The sequence below is a fragment of the Corynebacterium breve genome, from assembly GCF_030252165.1.
Taxonomy (GTDB): Bacteria; Actinomycetota; Actinomycetes; order Mycobacteriales; family Mycobacteriaceae; genus Corynebacterium; species Corynebacterium breve.
Genome location: NZ_CP126969.1, coordinates 401,264 through 413,577 on the forward strand (window position 1 = coordinate 401,264; position 12,314 = coordinate 413,577).

General features: G+C 57.2%; 12 protein-coding genes. 8 read left to right on the top strand and 4 right to left on the bottom strand.

Annotated features, from left to right (window positions below; genetic code table 11):
- Positions 1-94: 94 nt before the first annotated feature.
- A complete protein-coding gene (locus QP027_RS02055; protein WP_284825600.1) occupies positions 95-799 on the top strand; it encodes a VIT1/CCC1 transporter family protein in 705 nt (234 codons plus the stop codon).
- On the opposite strand, the gene QP027_RS02060 is transcribed toward QP027_RS02055, so the two are convergent.
- From QP027_RS02060 to QP027_RS02070, 3 genes are read right to left on the bottom strand one after another with little or no spacing between them, the layout of a single operon-like run.
- Positions 796-2,034, bottom strand: a complete 1,239-nt coding sequence (locus QP027_RS02060) for a hypothetical protein (protein ID WP_284825601.1) — start codon at positions 2,032-2,034, stop codon at positions 796-798. The genes QP027_RS02055 and QP027_RS02060 overlap by 4 nt on opposite strands.
- Before the next feature lie 22 nt (positions 2,035-2,056).
- The gene (locus QP027_RS02065; RefSeq protein WP_284825603.1) at positions 2,057-2,890 is read right to left on the bottom strand and encodes a C40 family peptidase; all 834 of its coding nucleotides are present in this window, start codon (positions 2,888-2,890) and stop codon (positions 2,057-2,059) included.
- Entirely contained in the window at positions 2,887-3,177 is a 291-nt protein-coding gene (locus QP027_RS02070; RefSeq protein WP_284825604.1) for a hypothetical protein, read from the bottom strand. Before QP027_RS02070 ends, QP027_RS02065 begins: the two co-directional genes overlap by 4 nt.
- A gap of 69 nt (positions 3,178-3,246) precedes the next feature.
- Between QP027_RS02070 and upp the strand changes: the two genes are divergently transcribed.
- The 4 genes from upp (at position 3,247) to QP027_RS02090 (ending at position 7,199) form a co-directional block, all read left to right on the top strand.
- Positions 3,247-3,882, top strand: coding sequence for a uracil phosphoribosyltransferase (upp, locus tag QP027_RS02075; protein ID WP_284825605.1), 636 nt, complete (start codon positions 3,247-3,249; stop codon positions 3,880-3,882).
- A gap of 141 nt (positions 3,883-4,023) precedes the next feature.
- Positions 4,024-4,470, top strand: coding sequence for a helix-turn-helix domain-containing protein (locus tag QP027_RS02080; RefSeq protein WP_284825607.1), 447 nt, complete (start codon positions 4,024-4,026; stop codon positions 4,468-4,470).
- Between the two features lie 71 nt (positions 4,471-4,541).
- Positions 4,542-5,744 carry a M20 family metallopeptidase gene (locus QP027_RS02085; RefSeq protein WP_284825609.1) on the top strand — a complete coding sequence of 401 codons (1,203 nt, stop codon included), beginning with the start codon at positions 4,542-4,544 and terminating at the stop codon, positions 5,742-5,744.
- A gap of 48 nt (positions 5,745-5,792) precedes the next feature.
- Positions 5,793-7,199 carry an NAD(P)H-quinone dehydrogenase gene (locus QP027_RS02090; protein WP_284825610.1) on the top strand — a complete coding sequence of 469 codons (1,407 nt, stop codon included), beginning with the start codon at positions 5,793-5,795 and terminating at the stop codon, positions 7,197-7,199.
- Here the strand turns inward: QP027_RS02090 and QP027_RS02095 are convergent.
- Positions 7,153-8,517, bottom strand: coding sequence for a short-chain fatty acyl-CoA regulator family protein (locus tag QP027_RS02095; protein WP_284825612.1), 1,365 nt, complete (start codon positions 8,515-8,517; stop codon positions 7,153-7,155). The genes QP027_RS02090 and QP027_RS02095 overlap by 47 nt on opposite strands.
- Positions 8,518-8,698: 181 nt before the next feature.
- On the opposite strand from QP027_RS02095, the gene prpD reads away from it, so the two are divergent.
- From prpD to QP027_RS02110, 3 genes are read left to right on the top strand one after another with little or no spacing between them, the layout of a single operon-like run.
- Positions 8,699-10,210: a 2-methylcitrate dehydratase PrpD gene (gene prpD / locus QP027_RS02100; RefSeq protein ID WP_284825614.1), complete on the top strand. Its 1,512-nt coding sequence runs from the start codon at positions 8,699-8,701 to the stop codon at positions 10,208-10,210.
- The gene (gene prpB, locus QP027_RS02105) at positions 10,211-11,143 is read left to right on the top strand and encodes a methylisocitrate lyase (protein ID WP_284825616.1); all 933 of its coding nucleotides are present in this window, start codon (positions 10,211-10,213) and stop codon (positions 11,141-11,143) included.
- A 1-nt stretch (position 11,144) separates the two neighbouring features.
- Positions 11,145-12,281 carry a bifunctional 2-methylcitrate synthase/citrate synthase gene (locus QP027_RS02110; protein WP_284825618.1) on the top strand — a complete coding sequence of 379 codons (1,137 nt, stop codon included), beginning with the start codon at positions 11,145-11,147 and terminating at the stop codon, positions 12,279-12,281.
- Positions 12,282-12,314: the final 33 nt, after the last annotated feature.

Sequence of the window (12,314 nt, forward strand, 5' to 3'; positions counted from 1 at the left end):
AGAAAGGGGACACACCATAATTTTGCTCTGACCTGCAAGTTAGTAAGGGCTAACTTCCTTGTGTGATCTATTTAATAGGGCTACCACTTGATATATGACAACTACACCATCACAAGAACATGCAGGGCTCAACGAGAAGCTCAACAAACTTCGTGCCGGAGTCCTCGGCGCAAACGACGGCATCGTGTCCACCGCAGCAGTTGTGGTGGGTGTCGCCGGCGCAACCAGTAGCCTTCGCGAAATCGCCACGGCAGGTATTGCCGCATTGGTCGGTGGCGCGGTTTCGATGGCGCTGGGCGAATACGTCTCGGTGTCGTCGCAACGCGACACCGAACACGCAATTATCGAGAAAGAAACCAACCTGCACAAGGAAGACCCTGAAGGGGAGTTCCGCGTATTGGTTGAGGAATATAAGGCTCAGGGGCTTTCGGAAGAAACCGCGAACCAGGTGGCCAAGGAATTCACCGAAAAGGATGCTCTGGGAGCACACCTCGACGCGCACTACGGCATTGACCGCGAAGACATCGTGAACCCCTGGACGGCGGGCATTGCTTCATTCTTCGCTTTCTTCGTCGGAGCGTTGATCCCGCTGCTAGCAATCCTGCTGCCTCCAGAAGCATGGCGCGTCCCGGTGACTTTTGTCGTGACGCTCGTGGCACTGGCGATTACCGGCATGATCTCGGCGCGCCTTGGTGGTGCAAACCAAGTCAAGGCAGCATCACGCCTGGTAATTGGTGGCGCCGCTGCCTTGGTTGTGACTTTCGTGGTTGGTTGGCTCTTCGGAACTAACGTGGCTTAGAACTTGGAGAAGCGCTTGATCAGCATGTTCTCTAGTTCTCGCCAACCGTCAGCTTTGTCGTTAAACGGAGCGGAAGGAACATAACCCGCCTGTTCAGTGGAGCCCAGCATGTATGCCAGATAATCCTGCATGCGAGGGTTTGCCAAGAGGAAAGAGTTGAGGGAATCGTCGGCAGCCCAGTCGGCAGCGTCGGCGAGAATCTCGTACGCCTTGCCCATCTGGTCAGTGTCAACGCTGTCGACGCCTTTCTCGATGCCGTTGGCAATACCGTTGAACGAGTAGGTGTTGTCCTTGTGGACGGTCAGCTCCAGCTCGCCAGCATGTGCGGAGCTCATCAGATCTTCCCAGGTAGACACGGTTGCAAGGTCATGGTCCTCATTTTCCAGCATCCAACGCAGCAGCTGCTTGCCAGTTGGGAAGGTGAAGATCTCGCCGTACTTGCCTAAGAAGACAGGGGATCCATCAAGGTAGGTGCGTAGCGTGTATACGCTCTTGCCTTGAACGGAGATCTTTACTGGGTCGATGCCTGCGGCGGCCCAAGGGGTGGTGTCGTAGGGGTCGACATTTTCGCGCTCAGCCTTCGCCTGCTCGGCTGCCAGCTTCTCCGCTTCTTCCCGCTCAGCCTGTGCGTTGGAAATGCGTGTGGCCGCGGCAGTGATTACATCCGGCTCGAATTCCTTAGTTTCAACGACCCGAACAGTTTCGTCGAGAGACTCAACGACTTTCTCCCAGTTCGTCAGAACCGCACGACCAACCGCAGACCATTCGCCTAAGCCATGCTCGCCGGAGTAATGGTCAGAGCCACGCGCTACGTTGCCAAGAACCGAGTGAGTAGCAAAGAAGATGACGGCATCTTCGGCTCCACCTACCTCGGCGAGGGAACGGGTGAGCTGGAAAATTCGCGAGATCGTGGAGACATTTTCGTGGCTTGGACGCCCGGCGAGGTACTTCGGTGCACCGATGATGTCGTAGTACTGTTTCTCATTCGGCACGACGCGGTCATCTTTGCCCTGGGAGAACTCGGCCCACTTTGGGTGACTGCTCAGGTCGTGAGAAGAATTCTTATCTAAGTAGGCCAGCAGCTCCTCGGGAGTGTGGAAGACAAGAACGGACTCGTCGTCGCCGAGGAACGCCTGCCACTCTGAACCATGTTCCTTCCAAGTGGGGGCCCAAAGGGTGAAGAAGTCGCCTTCGGTCAAAGAAATCTTGACGGGGAGAATCGCACGGGAGCTCATGTTGCATGACTCTACTAAACGCTTATGCGGTTGGTCGCCAGAAGCCCTTAAACGGCATCCCAATGTTTTCGGTGCGCACTGGGTTAATTTGTACTGGATCACCAGCCTCGATCATCATTCCGTCTTCGGTATACATTGCTACGTGTCCATCCCACACGATGAGGTCGCCAGCCTGTAGCTCATCGAATGAGACCTGTTGCCCGACTGCTTGCTGCTCGGCCAAGCGTGGAATTTCAAACCCGGCCTGGGCATATGCCCAGGAAGTGAGGCCGGAGCAGTCGAACCCGCCGGGCTGCGTTCCGCCCCAAACGTATGGGGTGCCCAACTGGCTTTTTGCGGCCGCGACGGCCGCTTGGCCAACCGAATTTGTGGGCGCTGCAGGTTCCTCAGGAGGTGGCGGAGGTGGCACAGATGCCTCCACCGGAGGATCAAGCGACTCGAGATTCTCGGCCACCGGATCGAGTTCGACCTGAAGTTGTGCGGCACGAGCATCAGCGCGCGCCAGGCATTCCATACCGAAGACTCCAGACTCGGCGACCGCACCTAAGCCTAGTAACGGATGGAGAAACTCAGTTGAGTTGGACATCACATGGGAAATGAATTCGGTTGCGATGTCGGCAATGTCATTGATCGCCATCTCGACGAGGTGTTGGGCAGTGGACGTGGCTTCGTCGATAAGCGAGCCGTCGTTGATGAGAGCGTCCAGCTGCGTGTAGAAGTCGCTCGGGTCAGCTTGCACAATCTCGGCTAGCTCGCGGGCTGCTTCGAATTCGGGGAACTCACCGAATGCAGGAACTGAAAATGGCTGGGGCGCGCGGTGGATGATGTCGCGGACGGTCGAGATTACATCGATCATGGTACGACTTTCTCCAGTTCAAGGGCGAGTTCTTGGTCCGCATCGACTACAAGATCCGACATCGTGGACATATCGGTTGCGAGGCGGTGAGCTTCGGATGCGAGGGTAGATGCGTAGTCATTGAAATGGCGATGGGCATTGTGCAACGCAGCACTCAGGCGGGTAAGGGGACCTACTGCTGGGACTAGGGCATCGGGAGAGCGAGGGATGAGTTCGGCATCTTCGTGCATGTGCTGCACGAGTAAGGCGATACGGTCGGGGTCAACGTGAAGTTCAGAAGTGTTCATACTCTTGTTAGACCGTGAAAAGGGCCGAACGGTTCCATCGAATGAAAAATTCCCTCTAGCATGGGGCGTATGGACATTACTGTGGTAAACCACCCGCTCACCGCATCTCGGCTGACAATCATGCGAGACGAGCGCACGAATAACGCGGGATTCCGCGCAGCGCTGTCAGACCTTGGCAGCATGCTGATTTACGAAGCATCTCGCGACCTCGAAGTTGAACATTTCGATTGCCAAACTCCAGTAGACCTAGCCGATGGCGTGCGCCTGAAGAACCCGCCAATCATCGTGCCGATCATTCGGGCAGGTCTTGGCATGATTGATCCGGCACTGTCGATGATTCCCGATGCGCAAGTCGGCTTCATCGGAATGGCGCGCGACGAAGAAACTCACGAGCCTGTGCCGTATCTTGAAGCGCTACCGGAAGATCTCAAGGGGCAACCTGTGTTTTTGGTGGATCCGATGTTGGCTACGGGCGGCTCGCTCATTCACGCGATTCGGTTGCTCGTCGACCGTGGCGCCGACGACATCACGTGCGTGTGCATGGTGTCCGCTCAGCCGGGAGTGGACAAACTGAAGGAATCTGGCTTGCCAGTTCGTTTGGTTACCGCTGTGATCGATCCGAGCTTGAACGCGGATGCGTACATCGTGCCAGGTTTGGGCGATGCAGGCGATCGCCTTTATGGGCCACGCAATATTGACCTGTAGGGGGTAAGCAGCCACGCTCTCCGATACTGGTCATATCGCAGCCAGCACTAAGTGTTCGCGTGAGGTTTCCTAAGAAATTGTATTTCAGTGGAAACTACCGAACTTTGCATTAGCGGATCACTTAGCCTGTACTCAGGGAAAATGCTGAAAGAAGGTGGCGACATGGCGGAAGTGCTGTCCGATTACCACTGGGCAAGCTATGGGTTTGGTCTTTCTGCCCGTATCAGACGGCTCCGGCACATGCGGGGTCTCTCGCAAACACGGTTGGCGGAGCTTTCGGGCTTGTCGCGGTCCGTCATCTCGAATCTGGAACGCAATTACTACAGTGGTGAGCGCAGCGCGGATCCGACCCTGTCAACGTTGTACAAGATCGCTTTCGGTTTGCACGTGCCGCCTGCGGTCTTGCTGCCCGCGGTAGACCAGATCGTCGAGGAGATTTGCCCCACCGAGTTCTGTGACGGGACTGTGCCTGCAATGGCCGTCGAGTGGCCGACTCGCCCAGAGGACACGGCACGCTTTCACGATGACTACATCTACGAAGGAAAACTTGGGCAAGCGCCACGATTCTGCCAAGAGCAACCCGGCTGAATTAACATACCGCTTGGTCTAGTTGTAGACTTTCTACCCAGCAAACAAATCAGCTGGGCAGGAGAGAAGAAGTGGGCATTGCAGCCGACGTGAGTTCCTGGTTGCGGGAGTACCGCACGCAGGTCATCGAATGGCGGAGGTATCTGCATTCCCACCCGGAGCTGTCGAATGAGGAATTCGCTACCACCGACTTCATCGAAAGCATCCTCTTAGAACATGGTCTCGCGCCAGTGCGGTTTCCAGGCACCGGTTTGTACGTGGACATCGGCCCAGAAACTGAGGGCAAGCTCGCATTTCGTGCGGACATCGATGCATTGCCGATTGCGGAAGCGACCGGGCTTGAGTTCACCTCACAACGTCCCGGGGTCTCGCACTCGTGCGGACATGATGTTCACACAACGATCGCTCTTGCCCTGGCCTGCGCGTTGTCCACGTTGGAATTGCCACAAGGCGTCCGCGTGATTTTCCAGCCAGCTGAGGAGGTAATGAACGGCGGGGCGTCAGACGTTATCGCTTGGGGCGGACTGCAAGGAGTAGGCTCCATTTTTGCTTTGCACGTGGAGCCGAAGCTTCGCGTGGGCAAGGTGGGTGTCCGAACGGGCGCGATCACATCCGCAACCGATGTGATCGACCTAGAAATTTCGGGACCAGGCGGACACACGTCGCGCCCACATCTCACTTCTGATGTGGTCTATGCCCTGGGTAACGTCATTACGCAGCTCCCAGCACTGTTGTCGCGCCGGGTTGACCCGCGCACCGGCACCGTGCTGGTATTCGGGCAAGTTGAGTCGGGCTTTGCCCCGAACGCGATCCCGCAAACCGGCAGGCTGCGCGGTACGTTGCGCACAGCAGATATCGGTATCTGGCGCACTATGGAGACGCTGGTGGCGGAACTCGTCGACGGCATTCTCGCGCCGACAGGCTGCTCTCACAAGCTCACTTACCACCGGGGCGTCCCGCCAGTGCTTAACGACGACATCGCGACCGCGCTTCTTGCCGATGCCGGTCGAGCTGTGGATCCGCAAGGAGTGGTCGATGCGCCGCAGTCGTCGGGCGGTGAAGATTTCTCTTGGTATCTCGAGCACGTCCCAGGCTCCATGGGTCGGCTGGGCTGCTGGTCGGGAGAAGGTGATCGGCACGACTTGCACCAGGGGGATTTGCTTGTCGACGAACGCTCCATCGGTGTCGGAGTGCGCCTATTTGGGTCGGTAGTGGAAAGGTTCTTCAGCCGACCTGCGCGCCCAGGAGCCTTCGACGGCGATATTCTGCACTAGGTACTACACTTGGGCACCGAAAACTCATCAACCAAGGAGTCAATTTCTGTGACCAAAAAAGTCGTCATCATCGGTGGAGGTCCTGCGGGATACGAAGCTGCTCTTGTTGGTGCGCAATACGATGTTGAGATCACCCTCGTTGAGCGCCAGGGGCTAGGTGGCTCGGGTGTCCTCAAGGATGTCGTGCCATCCAAGAGTTTCATCGCAGGTGCAAACATCAAGACCGACCTTCGTCGTGCCGACGACATGGGACTGAACCATGGCATCGCAAACGCTTCGCTTTCCATTGATGCATTGAATGATCGTGTGCGCGCCATGGCCGCGCAGCAGTCAGCTGACATCCGTGGGCAGATCGTCAACGCCGGGGTCGAAGTTGTTATCGGTTCGGCTCGTTTCGCCGAGGACCAGACCGAGCACATTACCTACAACGTTGAGATCACCCCTGAGGGGGAAGAGAGCTACGTGACGGAAGCAGACATCGTGCTGCTCGCCACGGGCGCATCGCCCCGCGTTCTCAAAGGCGCAATGCCGGACGGCGAGCGAGTGCTGACTTGGCAGCAGGTCTACAACCTCAAGGAGAACCCAGAGCACCTCATCGTCGTCGGTTCTGGTGTCACCGGTGCGGAGTTTGTGTCCGCCTTTGCTGAATTCGGTGTAAAGGTCACAATGGTCGCATCGCGAGACCGCATTTTGCCTCACGACGACGCGGACGCCGCGGATGTTCTAGAGACCGTCTTGAAGAAGCGCGGAGTCTCCTTGGTAAAGCATGCCCGCGTAGACACAGTGACTAACACCGGAGACGGTGTCGTCGTTCGTACCGCCGATGGTCGCGAGATCACCGGTTCTCACTGCATCATGTCGATCGGCTCGATCCCGAACACGGCTGAACTGAACCTCGAAGCCGCAGGAGTGAGCTACTCACCATCCGGCCACATCAACGTTGACCGTGTCTCGCGCACGACCGCGCCGGGAATCTACGCTGCCGGTGACTGCTCTGACTTGCTTCCGTTGGCATCGGTTGCCGCGATGCAGGGACGTACCTCGATGTATCACGCTCTGGGTGAGGGCGTGAGCCCAATCCGATTGAAGACTGTGGGCAATGCAGTGTTTACCCGCCCAGAGATCGCGGCGGTGGGCGTGACGGAGCAGGAGATCCGCGACGGCAAAGTGCAGGCCGACATCGTCAAGCTGGAGCTAGCTACCAACCCTCGTGCCAAGATGCGTTCTTTGAAGCACGGTTTTGTCAAGGTCTTTTCGCGCAAGGGCTCGGGTCAGGTGCTCGGTGGCGTGATCGTTGCACCGACAGCCTCCGAGCTAATCTGGTCGTTGACCATCGCAGTGACCAACAACCTCACCGTGTATGACCTTGCGGAATCCATGGCAGTGTACCCGTCACTGTCCGGCTCGATCACTGAGGCTGCGCGTCGTTTGCTTGTGACCGACGACCTGAACTAAGCACCGTCTCATAGACTGCGTCGGTGGTGACGTTGAGGTCGAGAGCTACTTTTCGGCCCTCGACCGGGAACGCACGCTGTGCGCAGTCGTCGCGCAGACATGTGGCGCACCCGGGCCCAATTGGGGTCGCAGCCGCAGGGTTCAGATTTAGCTGATCCGCATAGACCAAACGATGTGCGTGGTCGAGGTCACACCCGAGGCCCACGGAGAATTCCTTTGAAGGCTGCCCGAAGGCCTGAACTGCGCCTTTCACCATGCGGGCGATCCATAGGTAAGCTCGCCCGTCTGGCATCACCGCGACTTGGCGTGTGATGCGGTTTGAGGTTTCAAAAGCGCGGTGGACTACCCACAGTGGGCATGTTCCGCCAGTGCGCGAAAAGTGAAATGTCGACGAGGACTGGCGCTTAGAAATATTGCCAGCGCGGTCTGTACGGACAAAGAAGAACGGCACTGCTCGTGAACCTGGGCGCTGTAGTGTAGACAGGCGTTGGCAGGTCGATTCAAAACCGGTGCCGAACCTAGCGGCAATGAGCTCGATGTCGTACCTGGTTTCATCGGCAGCTTTGAGGATCTTGCCGTATGGCATCGTCACTGCCGCCGCGTAGTACTGTGCCAAACCGAGGCGCGCAATCTTGCGGGATTCTTCGCTGGGTAAGTCTGCCACGTAGTCGTCGATAAGCGAAGATTCTTTCGTAATTCCGTACTGAAAGGCGAGCTCAAAGCATTGTTGCGCCTCTGTGAGCCCAGTGCGCAACAGAAGCTCGCGTGTCTCGGGGTTGAAGACGCGACGCGGGCCACCGGAGATCTTATTGAAGCGGGATGTAATCCCGAACTCCTCGTCGAGTGCAGTAGCGATGCGCGTCAAGCGGAGCTGACGGACTCCGGCCCACGTGGCGAATTCCTCGGCGGCGAAATCGAGCTCGTGGAAGAAATTGCGACCTTGGTAGAAAAATTCACGAACCGCCTGGTACGGGCTTTCTTCTTTTGCTTGCCCCGGGCGTGGAAGGCGCAGCACCGAGCGGGCCATTTCTGGGTAGCGAGCGGTGAAATCGATGAGTTCGTCTTCAGGCGTTTCGGGTAGGAGCTCCGCGAGTTCGTGAACTATGCGCAGGTCTTGATCGTCGGAGAAGTACGTGGCTTCGACATCGAAAGACTCGGTGATCTGAAGTAGCACGCTGACCGTAAGCGGGCGTTGATTGTTTTCCAGTTGGTTGAGATAGCTGGTTGAGATGTCGAGTCGTTTCGCCATCTGAACTTGTGTGAGATCGTGCTGGCGACGGAGCGTGCGTATCCGTGCCCCCGCGAAGTGCTTGGTCATTCTAACTCCCTTCCGCATCTTGGGGACTGCCTGCTGTATTTACATGTTTCGCCAAATCGGCGAATGTGTGACACAAGATTACGCAGATATTGCTGTGATGGCCAGCACAATTTTCTTCTTAGTATGAGTTGCAGCTCAGCCAGAGCATTGACCAACGAAAACAAGAGGAGCGCATGACCCAATGATTAATCACGAAGTGAAAACCCGCCGATCGGCAGAAGACTTTCCCATCGAAGAGCACCTTGCCCACAAGATTGCCCGCGTTGCTGCAGACCCCGTGGAGGTCCCTGCAGAAACCATCGACATGATTATCAACCGCATCATCGATAACGCATCTGTGGCTGTTGCATCCGTACCTCGTAAGCCAGTCACTTCGGCGCGCGTGATCGCTCAGGGACATCCCGTGACCGAAGGCGGCGCAAACGTCTTCGGCATCGAGGGAACCTACTCCGCGGAGTGGGCCGCGCTGGCAAACGGCACCGCTGTGCGCGAACTGGACTTCCACGATACGTTCCTCGCTGCGGAGTACTCCCACCCTGGCGACAACATTCCTCCGATGCTGGCGGTTGCCCAGCACAAAGGGCTTAGTGGAAAGCAGCTCATCCGTGGCGTCGCTACCGGTTACGAGATCCAAGTCAACCTTGTGAAGGGCATTTGCCTGCACGAGTGGAAAATTGACCACGTTGCGCACCTCGGTCCGTCGGTGGCAGCAGGCCTGGGAACGATGCTGGATCTGGATGTAGACACCATCTACCAGGCAATCGGCCAGGCTTTGCACACAACCACCGCAACCCGACAGTCGCGCAAGGGCTTGATTTCTTCGTGGAAGGCTTATGCGCCTGCTTTCGCCGGAAAGATGGCAATCGAGGCTGTCGATCGGGCAATGCGAGGCGAAGGTGCGCCGGCCCCGATTTGGGAAGGCGAAGACGGCTTCATCGCTTGGATGCTCCACTCGCCAGAACGCACCTACACCGTTCCGCTTCCTGCAGAAGGGGAGGAGAAGCGCGCAATCCTTGATACCTACACCAAGGAACACTCCGCGGAGTACCAATCCCAGGCGCCGATCGATCTGGCACGCCGCATGAAGGCGACTCTGGAGGAGAAAGGCCTGAAGACCGCGGATGTGGAATCTATCGTGCTGCACACTTCGCATCACACTCACTTTGTGATCGGCACCGGAGCGAACGACCCACAGAAGATGGACCCGAACGCGTCTCGTGAAACCCTCGACCACTCCATCATGTACATCTTTGCGGTAGCTCTGGAAGACGGCACCTGGCACCACGTACGTTCCTACGCGCCGGAACGGGCGAACCGTCCTGAAACTATCGAGCTGTGGCACAAGATCTCCACCGTGGAAGACCCTGAGTGGACTCGTCGCTACCACTCACAGGATCCGGCAGAAAAGGCATTCGGCGCGAAGGCAGTGATTACGTTCAAGGACGGCACCGTCATCCAAGACGAAATGGCCGTGGCTGATGCCCATCCGCTTGGCGCGCGTCCGTTCGCCCGTGAACAGTACATCCAGAAGTTCCGCACCCTGGCGGAGGGGCTGGTGTCTGAGGAAGAACAGAACCGCTTCCTTGAGGCTGCACAGAACCTGGAGAACCTGACAGATCTGCGCGAGCTCAACGTCGTGCTTACCGACGAAGCGCTTGCCAAGGCGCCAGCGACGCCGGAAGGACTGTTCTAGATGTTTGCATCTTCTATCAGCGCGACTGATCGTCGTAAAGCACTGCGTGAATCGTTGAACTCCTCGACGATCACCAAGCTACCTGGCGCTTTCTCGCCGTTGGTTGCGCGACTCATCCAGGACATTGGCGCCTTCGAAGGCGTCTACGTTTCAGGCGCTGTGCTGGCTAACGATCTTGGGCTTCCCGACATTGGCCTGACCACGCTGACCGAGGTTGCGGGGCGGTCGAGGCAAATCGCTCGCGCGACGGATCTGCCGATTCTAGTTGACGCGGATACTGGGTTTGGCGAGCCGATGAGTGCTGCACGCACCATCTCCGAGTTCGAGGACGCAGGTGTTGCTGGGTTCCATCTGGAAGACCAAGTAAATCCAAAGCGGTGCGGGCATCTCGACGGCAAAGAGGTAGTGCCGCAGGATCTCATGGTGCGTCGCATCACGGCTGCGGTCAACGAACGTCGCGACGAGAATTTCGTGATCTGCGCGCGTACGGACGCGGCGGGTATTGAGGGAATCGATAACGCCATCGAGCGTGCGAAAGCATACGCAGATGCCGGTGCGGACCTGATTTTCACCGAGGCGCTGTATTCACCGGCGGATTTTGAAAAGTTCCGCGCGGCCGTCGATATACCGCTGCTGGCCAATATGACTGAATTTGGCAAGACCGAACTGCTGTCGGCGAAAACGCTAGAAGAAATCGGCTATGACGCCGTGATTTGGCCGGTGACCACACTTCGTTTGGCGATGGGGCAGACCGAAGAAATGCTGCGCAATATCGCTGAAACAGGCACCCAAGAGCCGTGGCTGGAGAAAATGCAGCACCGCTCCCGCCTCTATGAACTTGTCGAGTACGAAAAGTACAACGCCTTTGACCAGAAAGTTTTCACATACTCACTGGACTCCTACAAGTCCACCTTTGAAAAGGAGGAGAAGTAACATGACTGCACCAGATATCAAGAAGGGGCTCGCCGGCGTTTATGCCGACTACACCGCGATTTCCAAGGTCAATCCCGAGACTAATTCGCTTCTCTACCGCGGCTACCCGGTCCAGGAATTGGCAGAGAACTGCACCTTCGAAGAAGTGGCTCATCTCTTGTGGCGTAACGAGTTGCCCAGCGCGGCGCAGCTAAAGGCGTTCCAGGAGCAGTACCGCGCGGAGCGAGGCCTGAATGAAGAAACTATCGCGGTCATTGAGGCAATGCCCAAAGAATGCCATCCGATGGATGTCCTGCGTACCGCGATTTCCTTCCTCGGCACGTTTGATAAGGAACATTTCACTACAAGCGCGGATGACATTCGGGAGGTGGGCCGTGCGTTGCTAGCAAAGATCCCGACGATCATCGCGCTGGATATTCGCCGTCGCCGCGGTGAAGGTTATGTCAAGCCCGACCCTGAGAAGGGATTTTCGGAGAATTTCCTTTGGATGGTGTTCGGCGATGGCCCAGATTCGCCTTTGAACAAGCCGGGAGACGTGGAGTGCTTTGAAAAATCCATGATTCTCTACGCAGAACACTCGTTCAACGCCTCGACATTCACCGCTCGTTTGATCACGTCGACTCGCTCGGACACGTGGTCTGCACTTGCAGGAGCTGTTGGGGCTTTGAAGGGGCCGCTCCACGGTGGTGCCAACGAAGCTGTCATGCACAACATGCTCGAAATCGACGATCCGGCGAAGGCTGAACAGTGGTGCAAGGACAAGCTTGCAAGCAAGGAAGTCGTCATGGGGTTCGGTCACCGTGTGTACAAAAAGGGCGACTCTCGCGTGCCGACGATGGAAGCGGCGTTTAAGAAGCTTGCATCGGAACATGAAGGTGGCGAGAAGTGGGTCGAGATGTACGATGTCATGGAAAAGGCAATGTATGAAAACACATCGATCAACATTCGCCCGAACCTGGACTTTCCGGCCGGCCCGGCGTACTACCTGATGGGCTTCGACATCCCGTTTTTCACTCCGCTGTTTGTCATGGCACGAATCACCGGTTGGAGTGCCCACATCATTGAGCAGTATGAAAACAACTCGCTCATCCGCCCACTCGCGGCCTACAACGGACACGACGAGCGTCACGTCAGCTAGTTGGGCCTCTGTTCAAGATAGGTGGGGCGCAGT